Origin of the sequence: Ferrimonas pelagia (genome assembly GCF_039543565.1) — a bacterium.
Lineage (GTDB): Bacteria > Pseudomonadota > Gammaproteobacteria > Enterobacterales > Shewanellaceae > Ferrimonas > Ferrimonas pelagia.
Genome location: NZ_BAABJZ010000020.1, coordinates 15959 through 36265 on the forward strand (window position 1 = coordinate 15959; position 20307 = coordinate 36265).

17 protein-coding genes are annotated in these 20307 nt (G+C 57.9%); 9 read left to right on the top strand and 8 right to left on the bottom strand.

All coding sequences use genetic code 11. The features are described 5' to 3' along the window. The first annotated feature begins 1 nt into the window (after position 1). From ABEA08_RS07560 to ABEA08_RS07575, 4 genes are all read left to right on the top strand, one after another. The gene (locus ABEA08_RS07560; RefSeq protein ID WP_345334680.1) at positions 2 to 1990 is read left to right on the top strand and encodes a pectate lyase; all 1989 of its coding nucleotides are present in this window, start codon (positions 2 to 4) and stop codon (positions 1988 to 1990) included. A gap of 161 nt (positions 1991 to 2151) precedes the next feature. Beyond that, positions 2152 to 2508: a DUF3622 domain-containing protein gene (locus ABEA08_RS07565; protein WP_345334681.1), complete on the top strand. Its 357-nt coding sequence runs from the start codon at positions 2152 to 2154 to the stop codon at positions 2506 to 2508. Next, positions 2508 to 2870 carry a YibL family ribosome-associated protein gene (locus ABEA08_RS07570; protein ID WP_345334682.1) on the top strand — a complete coding sequence of 121 codons (363 nt, stop codon included), beginning with the start codon at positions 2508 to 2510 and terminating at the stop codon, positions 2868 to 2870. Before ABEA08_RS07565 ends, ABEA08_RS07570 begins: the two co-directional genes overlap by 1 nt. 161 nt (positions 2871 to 3031) lie before the next feature. Further along, positions 3032 to 3676, top strand: a complete 645-nt coding sequence (locus ABEA08_RS07575) for a LysE family translocator (protein ID WP_345334683.1) — start codon at positions 3032 to 3034, stop codon at positions 3674 to 3676. 61 nt (positions 3677 to 3737) lie between these two features. Here ABEA08_RS07575 and ABEA08_RS07580 read toward each other — a convergent pair whose 3' ends face one another. The 5 genes from ABEA08_RS07580 to ABEA08_RS07600 all read right to left on the bottom strand — a co-directional run bounded on the left by ABEA08_RS07580 (position 3738) and on the right by ABEA08_RS07600 (position 6000). After that, positions 3738 to 3992 carry a hypothetical protein gene (locus tag ABEA08_RS07580; RefSeq protein WP_345334684.1) on the bottom strand — a complete coding sequence of 85 codons (255 nt, stop codon included), beginning with the start codon at positions 3990 to 3992 and terminating at the stop codon, positions 3738 to 3740. Between the two features lie 15 nt (positions 3993 to 4007). Next, complete coding sequence (locus ABEA08_RS07585) at positions 4008 to 4259, bottom strand: hypothetical protein (RefSeq protein WP_345334685.1); 252 nt, start codon at positions 4257 to 4259, stop codon at positions 4008 to 4010. 9 nt (positions 4260 to 4268) lie between these two features. Continuing rightward, positions 4269 to 4559, bottom strand: coding sequence for a hypothetical protein (locus ABEA08_RS07590; RefSeq protein ID WP_345334686.1), 291 nt, complete (start codon positions 4557 to 4559; stop codon positions 4269 to 4271). Positions 4560 to 4577: 18 nt separating this feature from the next. Beyond that, a complete protein-coding gene (locus tag ABEA08_RS07595) occupies positions 4578 to 4808 on the bottom strand; it encodes a hypothetical protein (RefSeq protein ID WP_345334687.1) in 231 nt (76 codons plus the stop codon). A 292-nt stretch (positions 4809 to 5100) separates the two neighbouring features. Further along, on the bottom strand, positions 5101 to 6000 hold the full coding sequence (locus ABEA08_RS07600) for a hypothetical protein (RefSeq protein ID WP_345334688.1): 900 nt from the start codon (positions 5998 to 6000) through the stop codon (positions 5101 to 5103). A gap of 341 nt (positions 6001 to 6341) precedes the next feature. On the opposite strand from ABEA08_RS07600, the gene lpxL reads away from it, so the two are divergent. Further along, on the top strand, positions 6342 to 7262 hold the full coding sequence (gene lpxL, locus ABEA08_RS07605; protein WP_345334689.1) for an LpxL/LpxP family Kdo(2)-lipid IV(A) lauroyl/palmitoleoyl acyltransferase: 921 nt from the start codon (positions 6342 to 6344) through the stop codon (positions 7260 to 7262). 200 nt (positions 7263 to 7462) lie between these two features. On the opposite strand, the gene ABEA08_RS07610 is transcribed toward lpxL, so the two are convergent. Then, positions 7463 to 7933: an ecotin family protein gene (locus ABEA08_RS07610; protein WP_345334690.1), complete on the bottom strand. Its 471-nt coding sequence runs from the start codon at positions 7931 to 7933 to the stop codon at positions 7463 to 7465. 922 nt (positions 7934 to 8855) lie between these two features. On the opposite strand from ABEA08_RS07610, the gene ABEA08_RS07615 reads away from it, so the two are divergent. Beyond that, the gene (locus tag ABEA08_RS07615) at positions 8856 to 9617 is read left to right on the top strand and encodes a hypothetical protein (RefSeq protein WP_345334691.1); all 762 of its coding nucleotides are present in this window, start codon (positions 8856 to 8858) and stop codon (positions 9615 to 9617) included. Between the two features lie 160 nt (positions 9618 to 9777). Here the strand turns inward: ABEA08_RS07615 and ABEA08_RS07620 are convergent, their stop codons facing one another. Then, positions 9778 to 10029, bottom strand: coding sequence for a hypothetical protein (locus ABEA08_RS07620; protein WP_345334692.1), 252 nt, complete (start codon positions 10027 to 10029; stop codon positions 9778 to 9780). A gap of 450 nt (positions 10030 to 10479) precedes the next feature. Here ABEA08_RS07620 and ABEA08_RS07625 point away from each other — a divergent pair, with 450 nt between their 5' ends. Then, the gene (locus ABEA08_RS07625; RefSeq protein WP_345334693.1) at positions 10480 to 12030 is read left to right on the top strand and encodes a hypothetical protein; all 1551 of its coding nucleotides are present in this window, start codon (positions 10480 to 10482) and stop codon (positions 12028 to 12030) included. Between the two features lie 454 nt (positions 12031 to 12484). Here ABEA08_RS07625 and mnmL read toward each other — a convergent pair whose 3' ends face one another. After that, the gene (mnmL, locus tag ABEA08_RS07630; protein WP_345334694.1) at positions 12485 to 13417 is read right to left on the bottom strand and encodes a tRNA modification radical SAM protein MnmL/YtqA; all 933 of its coding nucleotides are present in this window, start codon (positions 13415 to 13417) and stop codon (positions 12485 to 12487) included. Positions 13418 to 13876: 459 nt separating this feature from the next. Here mnmL and gltB point away from each other — a divergent pair, with 459 nt between their 5' ends. Together gltB and ABEA08_RS07640 are read left to right on the top strand one after the other, a co-directional pair. After that, positions 13877 to 18328, top strand: a complete 4452-nt coding sequence (gene gltB, locus ABEA08_RS07635; RefSeq protein WP_345334695.1) for a glutamate synthase large subunit — start codon at positions 13877 to 13879, stop codon at positions 18326 to 18328. A 10-nt stretch (positions 18329 to 18338) separates the two neighbouring features. After that, complete coding sequence (locus ABEA08_RS07640; protein ID WP_345334696.1) at positions 18339 to 19757, top strand: FAD-dependent oxidoreductase; 1419 nt, start codon at positions 18339 to 18341, stop codon at positions 19755 to 19757. Positions 19758 to 20307: the final 550 nt, after the last annotated feature.

Below are 20307 nucleotides of genomic sequence, written 5' to 3' on the forward strand. Positions count from 1 at the left end.
TATGCGGTCCGTCATCGTCAAGCTAATTGGACTCATCTTCATTGTCGGGCTCCCCCTGCAATTGAATGCCGAGCCAGAAGAAACCGAAGCGATACCCGACCTGTTTGCCAAGCCGGAGACCCCGCCTGGGCAAGAAAATAAGCCCGACAAACCGGATAAACCCGATAAACCCGGAAAACCTGACGAACCCGATGAGCCGATCGATCCCGATCCCGGCGAGCCCATCTTGCCCCCGGTTGACCCCGATCCCGGCGAGCCAGGCGAGCCTATCCTGCCACCGGATCCCGACGATCCCATCCTGCCGCCGGATCCCGGCACGCCGACCGGTCCCGATCCCGGCGAGCCCATCTTGCCTCCAGTTGACCCCGATCCCGGCGAACCGGGCGAGCCCGTCATCCCGCCCGCCCCCGATATCCCCATCCTGCCACCGGATCCCGGCGAGCCCGATGATTGCGATGACATCACGCCATTGCCCATCATCCCCTGCGCCATCGGCTTTGGCATGGACACCCCGGCGGGCAGCGGCCGCCACGAAGCCACGCCCAACGCCACCATCTACAAGGTGACCAACCTCGACGCCAGCGGCACGGGCTCACTCAAAGCCTGCACCGACGCCAGCGGCCCCCGCGTCTGCATCTTTGAGGTCAGTGGCACCATCGATCTCACCAGTGTCGGCACCCTGGATATCCGCAACCCCTACATCACCATCGCCGGCCAGACTGCGCCCTCACCTGGGATCACCCTGCGCGGCGCCTCCATTCGCTGGGAGGCCCACGACGCGCTGATCCAACACATCCGCGTACGCACCGGTGACGCCATCGAAGGCCGCACGCCGGGCGATAGGGACGGGATCTATGTGATCGGCAAAGGCGACGACGAAAGCCGCCGGCCGGTCAATGTGGTGTTTGATCACATCAGCGTCAGCTGGGGCCTGGACGAGACCTTCACCGTCAAAGACACCGCCCGCAACGTCACCGTCAGCAACAGCATCATCAGCGAGGGGCTGTGGAACAACATGCACCCCAAAGGCGGCCACTCTAAAGGCCTGATGATCTCCGCCCCCAACATGCTGGTGCAGGGCAACCTCATCGCCCATATTGACGATCGTGCGCCGCTGGAGACTTCCCCCAGCATCATCACCGCCAACAACGTCACCTACAACGCCCGCCAAGTCGCCATGCGCCTGTCGCCACTGAGCAACAACAGCGCGCATGACGGTCAGGTTCGCACCACCACCATCGTGGGCAACGTCCGGCTCGAGGGCAACAACGGCTCGAGCAACCACAACGCCTGGGTTCAGATCGACGAAAAGCGCAGCGGCTCGAAGATCTACGTCGAAGACAATCTATGCGAAGACTGGGGCGGTGAGGAATGGCCCTGTGCCCGCACCAACAGCGACTTCCAACCCGATTTTGTCGCCAACGAGCCGCCACTATGGCTCGATGGGCTACAGGTGCTGCCCGCCAGTGAGACGCTGGACTCCGTCCTGACCAATGCCGGAGCGCGCCCGCTTGACCGAGATGATACCGATCAGCGCATCATCGACGACGTCTGGCATCGTGACGGCCGCACCCCGGACTGTGTTGACGACGAAGATATCCTCTATCCCGTCTTCACTGTCAGCGACGCCGACAGCGGCATGGTCAAAGGCAAGATCCCGGACTGCGACACCAGCAAATCCAGCGCCTACACCGACAAGATCGCCGAGATCTTCGACGGCCGCGGCGCCGGACAAGAGCGCATCGTCGACAGCTATAGCTGCTCCAGCAATTACGTCACCCTCAACCTGAAAAACAGCTGGGACACCATCCCCGACAGCAGCTCACAAGTTCGGCTCCACATCGATTGCAGCAACAACATCGGCGGCTGGCCCGAGTTGCGGGAAGATCAACGCACCCTGCTGCCACCGAGCAACTACAACGAGCTGATGCCCTCTGGCTATACTCGGCTGGAGGAATGGCTGCACAGCTTCTACGATCAAGTCCAATAGTCCGTCACTGGGCCGCCCTGCGGCCCGGTCTGGCGACACAGGTAAAAAAACGAGCAGAAAAATCCTACCCGCGTATACTGTGCGCCCCTGCTCTTCGCTCGTGCTCCATTGGACACATTCAGGAAGGGCGCAAACCGAATACTCCATAGGAACGTAACCCCATGGCCCAAACCAAAAAATACGATTTTCGCGTTACAGAGAAGGGCGGCAAATGGTCCGCCGCGATCGTTCGTAAAGTCACGGCACGCCGTACTGCTGTATCTAAGAAGCAGGGCGGTTTCGCCACTGAAGCCGAAGCCATCAGCTGGGGCGAGACCGAGCTGAAAGCCTTCCTGGAAAGCCTGACTGAGCGCAACAAGCGTAAAGCCGAAGGCCGTTTGGAGCGCGAAGCGGCAGCCGCCCGCGCCGCTGAGAAAGCCGAGCAGAAGGCCGCCGAGCGCGCCGCAAAGCGTCAAGCTGAGCAAGCCGATGACGATCAGGAAGAAGAGTTCGACTTCAGCGATTTTGGTGACGAATGATGTCGACCAATCTTAAGCAAGAGCTGCATCAACTGAGCAACCGCATCGAAGCGGCCAAGCGCAAGCTGCAAGCCGCTCATGAACGTGGCGATCAATCCATGATCGACAAATTCAATGAAGATATCGCGGCGCTGGAAAAGCGGATCGGCAGCAACAAAAAGACCCAGACCCGCAAGCTGGGCCACCAGTCCCACAACCTCAATCAGATGTCGTTCAAGCGTGCGCTGACCAAAGCAGAGCAGGCTGACATGGGCAAGTTGAAGAAGTCCGTTCGCGGTCTGGTGGTGGTTCACCCGATGACCAAGCTGGGCAAAGAGATGGGCCTGAAAGAAGTCACCGGTTTCGCCGCGAAGAAATTCTAAGCAAACCGACCCATCAAGGCGCTCTGTTGAGCGCCTTTTTTCTATCTATGCCGCCTTCGCTGCGCGCATAAACCCAACGCCCTATCGATGTTATCATCACGCCTTCGGTTGCATCGCTGTCCGAGCCCCGCGCAACGTGACGAGACAAGAACCCCAAGACCATGAATGAACTCTCTTTACTGATGACCTTGGCGACCGTGCACCTGGTCGCCCTTGCCAGCCCCGGCCCGGACTTTGCTCTGGTGGTACAAAACGCCAGCCGGCACGGCCGCCGCATTGGCCTGGCCATTGCGCTAGGGATCTCACTGGCCATTCTGCTCCATTCGGTGTTTGCCCTGACCGGCGTCAGCCTGCTGATCCAGCAACACCCACATCTGCCTGCCCTGTTTCGCTTGGCCGGTGGGGGCTACCTGCTCTATCTCGGGATCGATGCCCTGCGCAGCGTCTATGCCAGTTGGAACGCCGACCGGCGCGGCCAGCCGGCCAAATCGGTGGAGGAGTTGACCTCCGTGCGCGCCGCGATGACCAAAGGCTTCACCACCAACCTGCTCAACCCCAAGGCGCTGGTGTTTTTCCTCAGCCTGCTGACCAGCCTAGTGCCTATCAGCATGTCACTGAGTGGCAAACTGGTCGCCATCGCCATTCTCTGGGGTCTGTCGTTTGCCTGGTTCGCCCTGTTAGCCTGGCTGCTGACCGGTGCCCGCATGCAGCAGCGGGTGCGCAAGGCCGCGCCGGCCATTGATGGCGTTTGCGGTGTGCTGTTTGTGGTGATCGGCAGTGGCATCGTTCTGGCCACCTTTGCCTAAAGCCATCACCACAAAAGCGGCCGCGAAAGTCCCCTTTCGCGGCCGCTTTTGCTTAATCTGATTAAGCTAACTTGCGGATCTCACGGCTGATCTCAGCCCCATCATCGACCGCCAATTTCTCCAATACCGCCACCCGTTCGGCAAGCTTCTGGTTTTGCTCGACCAGCTCCTTCATCTGCTGCTGCATCGCCCTGTTGCCCCCCTTCAGCTCCGCCATCCGAACCTGATGTTGATTGTTCATCCAGGCCATGACCCCGGAAAACAATAAGACGCCCGGCAGCACCCCGAAAAACATCACCATCTGCATCACATCCATAACACGCTCCCTCTTTTATCCCAAGTTACGGATCTGCTGATCCACTTCAAAACCGCCGTCGGTGACAATGGCTTCCAATGTTTCAATCCGCGCGCGCAGGGCCTGATTCTCCTCAGCCTGCTCAGCCACCATCCGTTTTAGCGCATCCAGCTCGCCGTTATTGACCGCGCTTTCAGCCAATTTACGTTGCGTCTTGTTGTGGCTGTAATACGCCTCCAACAAATAAGCACCGCCGAAAAAAATCGCCAAGAAAGTCCAGAGCGTCATGTATCCCCCTTAACCCAATTTGCGGATCTGCTGATCCAATTCAAAGCCACTGTCGGTGACGATGGTTTCCAGCGCCGCTAAACGGACCTTCATCGCCTGATTCTCCGTCTCCAGCTGTTGCACTCGTCGCTCCAGATCCGGCGCCGTCTCACTGACGACGTCCGCCATCGCCTTATCAAACGGCCCGTCCACCAACCCCAAGGCTTTGCGCCACTGGGCGAAGCGCTGCGGCGAACGCCAAGCCATCACCATCGCTGCGGCCAACGCCAACAGCACAAAGATCAATACCAACTCTTTCATCCATCCCTTCCTCTCTGTTTACCCCAGATCACGGATAGCCTGATCCACCGAAAAACCGCTGTCGGTGACGATCCGCTCCAGCACCTCAACCCGGGCCTGCAGTTGCTGATTCTGCTGCTCCAGCTGCTGCATTTTCTGCTCAAATTCGGCTTTTTCTTTGCGGCCCAGCCCTTTGTGGCGATGTTTCATTATCTCCACCAGACAGCCCATCGTAATGGCGATCACCGCCACGATTGCCCACGAAGCCATAGTCCCACTCCCCTCGTTGCCGAACATCCAAAGCGATACCCGATCCCTGAAACATCGGCGCCACAGTGGTCCCTGTCAAGCGCCGCCCAGCCGTACTCAGCTGGGCGCCTGTCAACGCAAGCGCTGTCCCGCCGCCGCCGTACAAAGCGACAGATCAGCCGTTGCGCCGACCGGCCCAATGCGCAAGGGAACATACAAATTTCAGACCAATAAAATAAAACCATTACAAAACATAATGTTACGAGACGCACCGGCGAGGCGAGTGAGCAATTCCCCCACCCATTAGCGGATCTCACCGCCCAGCGCGCTCGGCGCTCGGCTCTGTCAGGACCGTCGAGCAGATCTCTGGTAGGTAGGGCAGTTGATGACGTGCTAAGTAAGGGGGCAGATCCACCTCTAACCAGCGCAGGGTCGGCTGCAGCAATGCCGCCCAATGCTGACGGTAAGGCTGCGCTAAGTGAGGCTGATCCACACTTGGGGCGATCAGGGCAAACTGGCGCTGGCCCAGCAAACGGTACTGGGCCAGCGGCCAAGTATCAGACGCGGAGAGCGCCGCATCGAGAAAAGGGGCCAACGGACGTTCGGCCCAGTATTCCAATCGGTCAAATTGGCAGAGTAGAGGCACCAGCACCGGGGTGGTCCAATGGGTCCAGTCGGGGCGCGCCTGGATCAGGCCGATATTGCGCAGGTGAACCTGACGCCACAACTCTTCGGCCTCCGCCCCCTCTCGCAACAGATGCCAAAACAGATACAGATCCGCCAGCACCTCCTCCGGCCAATGCTCAGGCCCATTGGACTGACGTAAGCGCTCAAGCCAGGGGCTATGTCGGGTCGCGACGTGGCCGATCTCATGGTAATAGGTCGAGCGAAAATTACGCAGCGGCGCGCCTTCATACAGCTCACTGTCGAGCAGTACCCATTGCGGCTGCTGCAAGCGGGTGGGATCGAGCAAGATCAGCGCCTCATCTTGGGAGAGCAAGGTGACGCCCCCTTGCCCTGACAACGCCTGACGCACCGAGGCCTTGAGCTCTTCGCTGGGCCACAGCTGGCCAAGTACCTGCTGCCAGCCATTAGACAGGCCGGCGCGGCACTGCTCGAACTGATCCAACCGGCACAGCTGATGCGGCGGGATCGCCTGCGCTGCGCCCCAGCAGAGCAACAGCCCCAAGGCCAAAGCAAATCGGCTTCGCACCCTGCGCGCCTTACGGTTGTGATAACACCACTGCAACCCAAACACCGCCCATAACCCGTGAAAGACTCAGGAGTTTTGAGTGTATCACATCCCATTAACCGCCCAGTCCACCCGCCAAAGCCTCCCTCCTCCGCACGACGCACAGAAAGGCGGAGCACAGGCCACTCCCGACCAGCAACCGCGCGGGCGCCAGTGCCGCATTGAGCCCAAAACTTATCCAGTCACCGGGGCTCTGGCCGCAGTTTTCGTTGCATGCAGGGCCGATCAGCCAGTAAGGTGCTGGGCAGAATCAGAACGATCCGCTCGGTGCCGGCCGGATCCCCCGTACAACGAGAGTCCCGATGCAACAAACCGCTCAATTTGACCGGCAGTTCCTACTGCCAAAGTACTGGCCCACCTGGCTGGGTGTTGGCCTGATGAAACTGCTGATCAAGCTGCCGCTGGCCAGCCAGTACCGGATCGGTGCCTGGATCGGACGCACCCTGATGAAGCTGGCGCCAAAACGCGCCGATGTCGCCCGCCGCAACCTGGCCGTGGCCTTCCCGCAGCGCTCAGAGCAGGAGCGGCAAGCGCTGCTGGTGAAGAACTTTGAAGAGACCGGCATGGCGATCTTCGACAGCGCCAACGCCTGGTGGTGGTCGGATGAACGGATCCAGCGCCATATGACCATCCGCGGCCAGGAGCACATCAACGCCGCCGCCGAAGCCGGTCAGGGCGTGCTGTTGTTGGCCGCCCACTGCCTGATGCTGGAGCCCGGCGCCCGCGTCTTTGGCCAGTTCAAAGCGGGCGTTGGCGTCTACCGCCCCCACAACAACAAGCTGATGGAATACCTCCAGGTCAAAGGCCGCTTGCGCTCCAACAAAGGGCTGATCTCAAAACGCGAAGTGCGTCAGATGGTCAAAGCCCTGCGACAAAAAGAGGTGCTCTGGTACACCCAAGATCAAGACGGCGGCCGCAAGGGCAGCGTGTTCGCCGATTTCTTCGGCGTGCCGGCCTCCACCCCGGCTGGCGCCACCACCTTGGCAAAACTGGGCAAGGCCCGCGTCCTGCCCTTCTTTGTCGAGCGTAACGCCGATCACTCCGGCTACACCATTGAGATCCAGCCGGCACTGGACAACTTCCCCAGCGGCGATGAATTCGCCGATACCCAGCGCTGCAATCGACTCACCGAGCAGTTGGTATTGAAGCGCCCGGAGCAGTACATGTGGCTGCACCGCCGCTTTAAGACCCGGCCCTCCAAGGACGATCCCAAGTTTTACTGAGCGCTGCACCGTTCGCCTTGGCCGGGCAACCGCTAGGGTGAACGGCGACTCGGGATAGGACGCTGGCCACACGCACTGCGCTCACGCCGACAGCGTGCACCTGAGCACAGCCAAACTGCTAAGCCCCCATGCGCCACTGCGGCCGATCACTGCAGCGAAAAAAGCCGGAGCCCTTGAACGGACTCCGGCAGGTATGGAAGTTAAGGCAATTGCTCGCCTTGGTTCCAATCCTGCGGCTGCCAGCGGCGGGCACGGATCTCCACCCCTTCCGGCGCGTACACCACCAGCGGATATTGGCCGCTGTGGCGCTGCAGGGATTGGCCGATCATCACCTCGACCGCCTCCTTGGGCAGATCCGGACACGCTGCCAGGGTGCTGGCATAGACGCCCGGCTCAAAGCCGGTCACTTCACCGTAGCCGTAGCCCCAGCCCTGCAGATTTTGCCAGCTCAACTCGCCTTTGCCGCGATAGCTGTTGCAAGGCGCCAACTGCGCCACCGTATAAGCCTGGATCTCAACCTGTTGCGCAACCTCAGTCCCCGCAGGGAAATGGAAGATATGTCGCACCAGCTCAGGTTTCGCTTCGAACATCCAACCGGGCTCTTTCGCCTCATTGGCGCTGACCATCAGCGGCGCGAACATCAGCATGCCCATCAACAGACGTTTCTTCATTGCAAACCCTCCGAATCATGTTGCCGCTCACTCTAGCAGCTCCATTAGAAACACCAAGGGATGGATCGGTTCCGTTCAGCCCGGCTGCAGGGTTGTATTCAATTGTATCCTCGTGCTGCGCACGACTTGGGGTGTTGTCGGCTGCGCCGTGCTGAGTCTTGTGCTGCGCACGACTTTCGCGTTAGTGGTGACGGCTGCGCCGTGGGCCTACATCGGTGAACCATAACCTGTTGTCGCGTTGGCGACGGCAAGGAGAGGGGCTCCGCCCCTCCCCACTCCCCTTTATCTCCCTTCGTCGCTGCGCTCCTCGAAGTCGACGGAGATCAAAAGCAGCGTTGCTGGCAGGTTCCGTGTGCCTACGCCCGGCTGGATCGAAGCTTACACTGCGCTCGGGCCGACACGCTTGGAGTCGCCATTTTCCCAGAGCAAAAGCGGCCAGCCGCTTTCGAAAATAGCTCCGCCAAGCTCCCGGTCGTCCCTCCCCCAACGACACTCAGCGCCGGCCTTGGGGGGTAGACATCGCGTAGAACTACATTTCAATGTCTCTAACCCTTAGGTTTTCACTCGGAACGACACGCTTGCCACTCTTTTAAAGTCAGCAGCTTTGTTTTAACAGCAGAAGCGGCCAGCCGCTTTCAACAAAGCTCCGCCAAGCTCCCGGTCGCCCCTCACCCAACGACACTCAACGCCGGACTTGGGGGCAATCATCGAGCAGAACGGCATTTCAATGTCTCTGATCCCTAGCGCCAATCGCTCTGCTCCCTCCCCCAGTTCAGGCGTTCCGTCGGAGCTTTTACTGCTCTCCGACCCAGATATTCTCTTCAAATACAGCACGGCAGCAGCCTTGTATACATTTGTATGCAGACGCTTTTTTCATCGATGGGCTTACGGTAGATTGGTGTTAACGACAGAGGATTGGAGTATGGAAATGACGTCCTGGCTGAAAAAACATGCGATCTTTATTGTGCTGATCGGGCTCTGGATCATCACCCTGTCTCGCACCTACCCTGGCACTTTCGATAATGTCCAGCAAGCCACCCACATGGGTTTCTACCTGGAACTGACCGCCCTCTGTTTGATTATCCTGCTTTATCTCATCTTTCAGGGGCCGATCCGATACCAGCACGCCACGCACCGCGCCAGGCTCAAGGACACTTTCCTCCATCGGCAGATCGCCCCGGTCCTCGCGCCCTGCGGCGGCACCATCCTCTACCAACCGGCGGACTGCCGCCATGTTGAGCAACAGCAGGCGCTGGCGCAGCTCAAGCAGGCCGCCGCGCTGTGCCATTTGGATATCGTCATCAACCTAGTGGCCAGTCCCAAGCCCTACCTGGCACTGCAGCAACAAAGTCAGCAGATGGTCGAGCTCACCGTAACCGAAGCAACCGTCAAGCGGCACGGCTGGGCCACCCTAGTTCCGCGCATCGCCCAACTCTTAGTGGTGCGCGATTTCGACAGCAGTAATGTTATCGCCAAACCCAACGAGCCAACTCCTAGCCGATACATCTTCAACCTCGGTCCAGTCACCGCCCTATGGCTTGCCCTAACCGGAAAGTGGGTCATCCGCCGCCGACTAAAAAAGCTCAGCGCCCACTTTGGGAGCCCCACTTGCCGCAATCTGACCAAGCTGAATACCCAACTCAACGCTTTTCTGACCAAAGAAAACGGCCATTGGCAGGAATAAAACCAGAAACATCCTGCCCTGCAACTCGATGCAGGGCTGGCACTGCACATGATTTCAGTGAGCTTGGCTCCATCAAACTCGGTCACATTCGTTCGGCTTGGTGCAGCAACGAATTAGCCACAAGCAACATTTCAATGTATCTGCTCCTTTCTTCCCGAATTTACTGTTTGGCGGTGACGGCTACGCCGCGGGCCTGCATCGGTGAACCATAACCTTCAGTCGCGCTGGCGACGGCAGGCCATGGGGCTTCGCCCCCTAACAACCCCGTTTGCCTCCCTTCGTCGCTGCGCTCCTCGAAGTCGGCAGAGCAAAGCGTGTTGCTGGCCAGTTCATCACGCCTGCGCCCGGCTTTTTCTTCGCTTACGTCGTGTTCGGGCCGACACGCTTGGAGATCGCTTTGTTTTAACAGCAAAAGCGGCCAGCCGCTTTCAACAAAGCTCCGCCAAGCTCCCGGTCGCCCCTCCCACAACGACACTCAGCGCCGGTCTTGGGGGATAGCCATCGAGCAAAGCCACATTTCAATGTCTCTGACCCTTTGGTCTTTTGAACGCTGACGCTCTCCAAGCGTGTCGGCTGCGGACGAGCGGAAACAAGGCTAAGGCACGCGAAAGTCAGATGCCCCGCCGCTTTGCTCGGTCTTCGCAGCGCCGGACTTGGTGGTGGCCATAGGGCTGAACCATATTTCAATGTATCTCAATGTCTCTGCCCCTTTGGTCTTTAGTTTTCTATCCTCTTCAACCATGAATCCAATTCGACTCAACCTATCTTTTTAATTCACAATTTAAAATTTAGCTTTTGCACTGAATGTCAGTCAGAAATAACATGCTCTTCAAGTTCAGGCTTTGGCTCAAAGAGATTAACTATGGACATATTTGGTACAACCAGTGCTTCAATAAGAAAATTGAGCGAGAACAATGAACAACTCTGGGATGCATATGATGAATTAAAATCTGAGACTAAATCTAAACTGGCAACAACAGAATCAGACATTGCTAAGTTAGCAGATGACGTAGATAGCATTAGAAAAAGTGCTCCAGAGCACTATAAAGAAATTGAAAAAAACAGTAGATCAATAACATCCCTACAAACTCACATAAAGAGGCGTTCAGGTGAGATTGCTAAAGATGAGAAAGCAGCCAAGGAGTCTATTGCTTCGATTGAAGAAATAAAAGAAGAATCACAGACCATTTCAGACAGTTTGAAAGAACAAAGTGAAACCATAACAACCACAGCATCAAAAATAGAAGAATATAACACTCAAATAGAATCACAATTAAAAACATGCAATGACTTGGCAAATAAGAGCGTTCTACTAACGCAAAGACTAGAAGAGTTACAATCATCAATTGAAGAAATTGAAAGCCAGTCAACTGATGCAACATCTCTAATTGAAAATATTAAAAATCTAAGACAGCAAGCTGTTAAAGAAAGAAATGAAATAAGAACATCATACGAAGATATATATGGCTATGAAACTGAAGATTACAATGAACACGGTGAGCTAATAAAAGTCAAAGGAAAAATAGAGTTCCTTGATGAGTCATATAAGAAAATCGACAATGAACTAAGCGATTTATACGAAGACAACATCAAAAAGAGCAGCAACATAACAAAGGAACTGCACAGTATTTCAGAAGGCTATGAATCAAAGTTCCAGCAATATATTTCAGATTGCCGCTCTAATTACAATAAGTCTAAAAAGCAAATCGATGATCTTCTTCCGGCAGCATTAACTGCAGGGCTAGCTGCAGCATATGACAAGAAAATAGATGATGAAATAGAGCAACTAAAGCAACATGAAAATAGTTTCCAACGTTCTATATACGTTCTAATAGCTATATCTTTATTGCCCGTACTAATAATTGTATTCAAGAATGACGGAGCCTTTGATTTAGATACTATAACCAAGCTAATTCAGGGTCTTTCACCTTTAACATTGCCTCTGTATGCGCCCGTAGTCTGGCTCGCATATTCAGCTAACAAGAAATACAAGCTTTCCAAAAGATTGATTGAAGAGTACACACACAAAGGAGTCCTAAGTAAAACATTTGAAGGTTTATCAAAACAGGTTCAAGACATCCCTGAAGGCGATATATCTCATGAGCTCAGGACAAAACTTTTATATAATCTTGTTGATGTAAACTCAGAGAATCCAGGGAAGCTAATTTCTGACTACAACAAGAGTGACCATCCAATAATGGATGTATTAGACAAAAGCTCTCAGTTAGCTGATGCCATGAGTAAAGTATCAAAAATCCCAGGTATGCAGGCTATAACTAAACGCTTAGGCGAAAAGAACAAGCAACTAATTACTGACGAGGATAGAAAAATAAGTACAACTATAGAAAATATGGACGAAAGTAAAATTGGTGACAACAAAAATACCAAACCTGCACAGACTGAAGTCGCGTAATTGAAAGTCGATACATTGAAGGTGAGGTCAGTTTCCTCGAGTCTTTTCAACCCGTGCTGAGTGCAGTGAGTCGGTGGCCGACCGGGAGCTTGGCGGAGTCATCGTGAAGACGACTGGTCGGCTTCGCTTTTCAACGATGGCGACTCCAAGCGTGTCGGCTGCTGGCGAGCGGAAACGAGGCTAAGGCACGCGAAAATCCAATGCCCCACCGCTTTGCTCTGCCGTCGAGTCGGAGGAGCGCAGCGACGCACCGAGACAAAGGGGGTTGTTAGGGGGCGGAGCCCCCTGGCCTGCCGTCGCCAGCGCGACATGAGGACTGGAGAGACACTCCAAACCCAGCACGGCGCAGCCGTCTACACAGGCGCCACCAGCCGAAGGACGGAAGAATCACTCAGAGCCAGCACGGCGCAGCCGACAACACCGAAACAATCAACCAACGCCCACGCCGCAGGCGTCAAACTAAAGCGGAACCCTGCCCGCCATGCAGGCGCAGATCGTCGATAATGGCATTCAACGCCAACCACTTATCGCCACACCACTCGGGGGCGATCAGCTCCGGCGGCTTAGCGTAAGCCGCGACGCGATGGTACACCACCTCGCGCGGGGTCTTGCGGATCAACTCGCCGCAAGTCTTCACGTAGGTGTCGAGCTGCCACAGCGGCAGACGATCGGCCCGGTACTGCTTGGCCATGGTGCTGTCCTCCACCACGTGCAGCGGGTGCAGCTTGAGGCCGTCGACGCCCACTTCCAACACCTTATCCAGAGTCTCATGGGCATGCTGTGGGGTTTCGCCCGGCAGGCCGAGGATCAGGTGAGTGCAGATCTTGATGCCATACAGTCGGGCGCGACGGACGGTATCGGCGTAGACGTCAAACTCATGGCCGCGGTTGATCTTCTTCAGGGTGTCACTGTGCGCGGTCTGCAGCCCCAGCTCCAGCCACACCTCCATGCCACGCTGCTGATAGCTGGCGAGCAAGGTGAGGACTTCGTCCGGCACACAATCGGGCCGGGTGCCGACGCAGATACCGACGATGTCGGACACCGCCAGCGCCTGCTCGTATTTGTCCTTCAATACGGCGTATTCGTCGTAGGTCGAGGTGTAGGCCTGAAAGTAAGCCATGTAGCGCTTGGGCTTGCCCGCTTTAGCCGGTTTGGCCGCGTCCAAGCGACGCTCCTTGCCCTGAGCCAACTGGTCTGCCACCGAGGCCTTGCTGCCGTGCTCGGCGCTAAACGAGGAGACATTGCAGAAGGTACAACCGCCCTTACCCAAGGTGCCGTCCCGGTTCGGGCAGGTAAAGGCCGCGTCGATGGTCAGCTTATGGATCTTCTGACCATAGCGGGCTTTCATGTATTCACCCAGGGTGTGGACGTGCAGGTTCAGCCCCATGGCTCGGCTCCCTCTATAATGGCAAGACGCCCCCAAATGGGGCGCGGTCGGTGTCGAAAAAACGCGCAACTCTAACAGATGCGACGCCGCCCTGCGCCGATCCGGATCACGCCCACCGATAACCGGGGTTTATTGGCCAATAAACCCACGCAGCGCTGGGCTGGCCTTGTCGTCAGTCACACGGCGCCTTGAGCAAACGATGCCCTGTTTTAGGGCAAAATCACCAGCGTATTTATGCGCTAACACCCCGTTATTGTGCATATTTCGCTTCGGCGTGCCGGTTTGACCCATTCCCTCCCCTTTGTCAATCCATAGCGCAATCATATGATTTCATGCTACCCAAGCGTATGGTGGTGAAGTTGACCAGATTTTTGCAGCCCATTAACTTAGAATGTTCCGCTGCATAAATATGTACTTGCACCGATTGCTCCAGAACGGTGCAAAGGCTGGAGGAACGCAATGAGCCTGTATCAACCCGGTTTCGAAAAAGAAAACTGCGGATTTGGCCTGATCGCCCATATGGAAGGCGAGAGTAGCCACCGCGTGGTCCGCACTGCCATCAGTGCCCTGGACCGATTACAACACCGAGGCGCCATTGGCGCTGACGGGAAAACCGGTGATGGCTGCGGTCTGCTGATGACCAAGCCCGACGGCTTTTTTCAGCACATCGCACAAGAAAACGGATGGCGCTTAGCCAACAAATACGCGGTCGGCATGATCATGCTGGGCCATGATCCGGTGCGTCAGGCGACCACCAAGGAGATCATCCGCCAGCAGCTCGAGCAGGAAACCCTGACGGTGCTGGGCTGGCGCGAAGTGCCGGTCAATATGGACTCACTCGGTCCGATCGCCGCGGCGGACGCACCGGCGATGTTCCAAGTGTTCGTCAATGCCCCGGTGGGCTGGCGTAGCAAGGATCTCGAGCGCCGCCTCTATATGGCGCGCCGCCGGATGGAGAAGCTGCTGGTCGATGATAAGGACTTCTATGTGTCCTCCCTGTCCGGCCGGGTCATCGTGTATAAGGGCCTGATGCTGCCCCGCGATCTGCCTGCCTTCTATCCGGATCTGGCCGATCTACGCATGGAAAGCTCCATCTGTTTGTTCCACCAGCGCTTCTCCACCAACACGCAGCCACGCTGGCAGTTGGCTCAGCCGTTCCGCTACCTGGCCCACAACGGTGAGATCAACACCATCGCCGGTAACCGCCAATGGGCGCTGGCGCGTCAATATAAATTCCGCAGCCCGCTGATCCCCGATCTACAAGAGGCGGCGCCATTCGTCAACCAATCCGGCTCCGACTCCTCCAGCCTGGATAATATGCTGGAGCTGCTGCTGGCCGGGGGCATGGACATCAAGCGCGCCATGCGCATGATGATCCCACCCGCCTGGCAATCCAACCCGGAGATGGACGACGATCTCAAGGCGTTCTACGACTTTAACTCCATGCACATGGAGCCGTGGGATGGCCCGGCCGGGGTAGTTCTGACCAACGGGCGCCACGCCGCCTGTGCGGTCGATCGCAACGGTCTGCGCCCGTCGCGCTACATCATCACCAAGGATCGGATCCTGACCCTGGCCTCCGAAGTGGGCATTTGGGATTACCAACCGGATGAGGTAGTCGCCAAGGGACGGGTCGGCCCCGGTGAGCTGCTGGTACTCGATACCTACACCGGCAAACTGTTGACCTCGTTTGAGATCGATCAGGATCTCAAAAACCGTCACCCCTACGCCGAGTGGATGAAGGTCAGCGCTCGGCGCATGGTGCCAGGCGTCGATCTGCCGGTTGAAGCCGCAGGTATGGCGGAGATGGACGCGACCGAGCTGCTGCAGTACCAGAAGATGTTTAATGTCTCGCGCGAGGAGCTGCGAGAGATCCTATGGCCGCTGGCCAATGGCGGTGCCGAAGCCGTCGGCTCGATGGGGGACGACACCCCGATCTCGGTTCTCTCGACCCAGGTACGTAGCCTGTACGACTTCTTCCGCCAACAGTTTGCTCAGGTCACCAACCCGCCGATCGATCCGCTGCGGGAAAAACACGTGATGAGCCTAGCCACCTGCATCGGCAAGGAGCAAAACCCCTTCAGCGAAACCACCGGGCTGGCCAATCGGGTGCTGTTCGACTCGCCGGTACTGCTTTATTCCGACTTCAATCAGCTGCGGGCGCTGGACAATGAACATTACAGCTCGGCCCTGATCGAGCTGAGCTACGAGCCCAGCGAAGGTCTGAAAGCCGCCATCGAGCGGGTCTGCCGCCAAGCCAAAGTCGAAGCGCAAAATGGCGCGACCATGGTGGTGCTGTCCGATCGCACCATCCATCAAGATAAGCTGCTGATCCCGGCGGCCATGGCCGTCGGCGCGGTACAGCATACGCTAGTAAAGCAACAGCTGCGCTGTGACACCAACATCATCGTCGAGACCGGCACCGCGCGCGATCCCCACCACTTCGCCGTGTTGCTTGGCTTTGGTGCCACCGCCATCTACCCCTACCTGGCGTACGAATGCATCAATACCCTGGCGCCCAAGCGCGGCGAAGCCCATCGGGTGCGTGAGCTGCTGCTCAAGTACCGTACCGGGATCGACAAGGGTTTGCTCAAGATCCTCTCCAAAATGGGGATCTCCACCGTCGCTAGCTACCGCTGCTCCCGTCTGTTCGAGGCCATCGGCCTGAGTGATGAGATCACCGAGCTGTGCTTCAACGGCGTTGCCTCACGCATTAAAGGCGCGGACTTTGTCGATATCGAGGCGGATCAAGCCCGATTGCATCAAGCCGCGTTCCGCCGTCACCAGCCGCTGGCGCACGGCGGCCTGCTTAAGTTTGTCCATGGCGGTGAATACCACTGCTTTAACCCGGATGTGGTGCAGCAGCTGCAACAGGCGGTCAACCATAATGACGCCGAGGCCTATGAGCGCTACCGCGAGCTGGTGGATCAGCGCCCGAACGCCGCCCTGCGCGATCTGATCGGCCTGGCCCCCGGCCAGGCGCCCATTGAACGGAGTAAGGTCGAGGCCCGCAACAAGCTGTTCTGGCGTTTCGACACCGCGGCCATGTCGGTCGGCGCATTGGCACCGGAAGCGCACGAAGCGCTGGCCATCGCCATGAACCGCCTGGGCGGTAACTCCAACTCAGGGGAAGGGGGTGAGGATCCGCGCCGTCTGAACAACGCCGGCAACTCCCGCATCAAGCAGGTGGCCTCCGGTCGCTTCGGCGTCACTGCCGCCTACCTGATGAGTGCCGATGTTATCCAGATCAAAGTGGCGCAGGGCGCTAAGCCCGGTGAAGGCGGGCAATTGCCCGGCCATAAGGTGTCGGCGGAGATCGCCTCGCTGCGCTTTAGCCGCCCGGGGGTAACGCTGATCTCGCCGCCACCGCACCACGATATCTACTCGATCGAAGATCTGGCTCAGCTGATCTTCGATCTCAAGCAGGTCAACCCCAAGGCCCGGGTCAGCGTCAAGCTGGTGTCCGAGCCGGGCATTGGCACCATCGCCTGTGGCGTGGCCAAAGCCAACGCCGATATGATCACCGTGTCCGGCTACGACGGCGGCACCGGCGCCTCACCGCTGACCTCCATCCACTACGCGGGCTCGCCATGGGAGCTGGGTCTGGCCGAGGTGCAACAAGCCCTGGTCGCCAACAACCTGCGCCATAAGGTACGTTTGCAGGTCGATGGTGGCCTGAAGACCGGGCTGGATGTGGTCAAGGGCGCGCTGCTCGGCGCCGAAAGCTTCGGCTTTGGTACCGCACCGATGATCGCACTGGGCTGTAAATACCTGCGTATTTGTCACCTCAACAACTGCGCGACCGGTGTGGCCACCCAAGACAAACGCCTGCGCGACAAGCACTACCACGGCACCCCAGAGAAGGTGATGGCCTTCTTCCAGTTCGTTGCCGAAGACGTGCGCGGCCTGATGGCCGAGCTGGGTGTCAGCGAGTTCAATGATCTGATCGGCCGCAGCGATTGGCTCGCTCAGTTGCCGGGTCAAACCGAGCGGCAAAATAAGCTGGATCTGGCCCCGATCCTCGCCCAAGCGATCCCCTCGGAGCACACCCACAGCTTCAATACCGAGCTCAACCCGCCTTTGGATAAGGGCCTGCTCAACAAGCAACTGCTGACGCTGGCGGCGCAAAACGTGGCCGACAAGCAAGATGGCTACTGGCAGCTGCCGATCCTCAATACCGATCGCTCGGTAGGGGCCACGCTGGCCGGCCATATCGCCGCCACATGGGGCAATCAGGGATTGGCGGCGCAAAATCTGGAGTTCCACTTCAGCGGCACCGCAGGGCAAAGCTTCGGCGTGTTCAATGTCGGTGGCCTGAAGCTGGTGCTGTCCGGCGACGCCAACGACTACGTCGGCAAGGGCATGACCGGCGGCGAGCTGGTGGTGAAAACCCCACCCGGAGTGGCCTACGACAGCCATGAGTCGGTGATCATCGGCAACACCTGTCTGTATGGCGCCACCGGCGGTAAGCTGTTCGCATCGGGTCAGGCCGGCGAGCGGTTCGCCGTGCGTAACTCCGGCGCCATTGCGGTGATCGAAGGCTGCGGTGACAACGGCTGTGAATACATGACCGGCGGCGTAGTGGTGATCCTCGGCGAAACCGGGGTCAACTTCGGTGCCGGCATGACCGGCGGCTTCGCCTATGTGTTCGATCAGCACAACGACTTTGAGCGTCGCATCAACGGCGAGCTGGTGGAGACCCTGTCGGTGTCCGAGCCGATGATCCAGCATCACCTCAAGCAACTGCTGCAGGCACACTATGACGCCACCGGCTCCGAGCGTGCCGCCGACATTCTGGAAGATCTGACCCACTGGCTGCCCCGCTTTAAGCTGGTCAAGCCCAAGTCCAGCCAGATCAGCGATCTGCTGGCCATTCAACAAAACAACGAACTGAAAGTTCAGGCGAGCTAAGGGAGCGAATATGAGCAACGTCTTTCAATTCCTGGACGTCGAACGTCAGGATCCAAGCAAGCAAGATCTCGCCCTGCGCAAGCAAGCCTTTGTCGAGATCTACCAGGATTTCGAGCAGAAGGAGGTCAACCATCAGGCTGACCGTTGTCTGGACTGTGGCAACCCCTACTGTGAGTGGAAGTGTCCGGTTCACAACTACATTCCCGACTGGCTGCGCCTGATCAAGCAGGGCCGGATCCTGGAAGCGGCGGAGATGTCGAACCAGACCAACACCCTGCCGGAGATGTGCGGTCGGGTCTGCCCGCAGGATCGCCTGTGTGAAGGCGCCTGCACCCTCAACGAGGAGTTTGGCGCGGTCACCATCGGCAACATCGAAAAGTACATCACCGACACCGCCATCAGCATGGGCTGGAGCCCGGATCTGTCCGGGGTGATCGCCCGCCCTGAGCACATCGCCATCGTCGGCGCTGGCCCGGCCGGGCTGGGTTGTGCCGATATCCTAGTGCGCAACGGCGCCAAGGTGACGGTGTACGATCGCATGCCGGAGATCGGCGGCCTGCTGACCTTTGGCATTCCCTCCTTCAAGCTGGAAAAATCCGTGGTACGCCAGCGTCGCGCCCTGATGGAGAAGATGGGGATCGAGTTCAAGCTCGGCGTCAACATCGGCAGCGATATCAGCTTTGCCGAGCTGGCTGACAAGCACGATGCGGTCTTCCTCGGCCTGGGCACCTACAAGTCGATGCAGGCCAACCTACCGGGTGAGGCCGCCAAAGGGGTTTATCAGGCACTGCCTTACCTCATCGCCAACACCGCCCAGCTTGAGGGCTATGTCACCGAGCACGACTTTGTCGATCTCAAAGGCAAGCGAGTGGTGGTACTGGGCGGCGGTGACACCGCGATGGATTGTGTCCGCACCGCGGTGCGCCAAGGCGCCAGCAGCGTCCAATGCGCCTACCGTCGCGACGAGGCCAATATGCCGGGCTCGCGCAAAGAGGTGCAAAACGCGCGCGAAGAGGGGGTGGAGTTCCTGTTCAACCGCCAGCCGTTGGCGATCGAGACCGGGCCAGAAGGTCAGGTCATCGGGCTCAAGTGCTGCGAGACCGCGTTGGGCGAGCCCGATGAAAACGGTCGTCGTCGGCCTGAGCCCATTGCCGGCTCCGAGCATATTCTGGCCGCCGATGCGGTGCTCATCGCCTTTGGCTTCCAGCCAAGTCCTCCAGGCTGGCTCGGCGAGCAAGGCATTATCACCGACGAATGGGGCCGAGTGCGTGCACCGGAGGGCGGCAAGTTTGCCTTCCAAACCAGCCACCCAAAAGTGTTTGCCGGGGGCGACATGGTGCGCGGCTCAGACTTGGTGGTCACCGCCATCGACGAAGGCCGCAAAGCTGCCGCTGGCATGTTGGATATGTTTGACGCTCAGCTGAGCTGATGGCTCTGCCCGACTAAAAACGCCGCCCGCTCTTTAACGAGCTGGCGGCGTTTTTGTTTGTTTTTCTTTTGGCTTTGCCTTTCTCAGTATTCAGTATTCATCGCGCGCAGCGTTCTGTACTCATCTTTTCTTTGGTGGACGGCTGCGCCGTGGGCCTTCGGTTTTGAGTTTAAGTGGGTTTGTCGCGCTGGCGACGACAGGTCATGGGCTTCGCCCCCGACACCCCCTAACCTCCATCGGTGCTGGATCCTCGCTCCCATCGATGTCCGCTGTGGCACCGGCCAGAGTCGCCATCCTTGGCTCCGCTGGCCTTTGCGGCAGTCCCTGCCTTCAGCCTTACTCCCATCGACTCTACTCGGGCGCCTCAAAGTCGACCAAAAATCAGAAAACAGAACGGTGGGGGACCTTGCATCTGCCTCTGGCTCTAAATAACTGATCCTAATTGTGCTCCAGTTTCTGCAATCCATGACCACCACCCGGGAATGGTGAGGCGTTGTTCATGAAGTACTTCACCCGCCTGATTAGTTGCCACATGTGCTTGCACCGATGA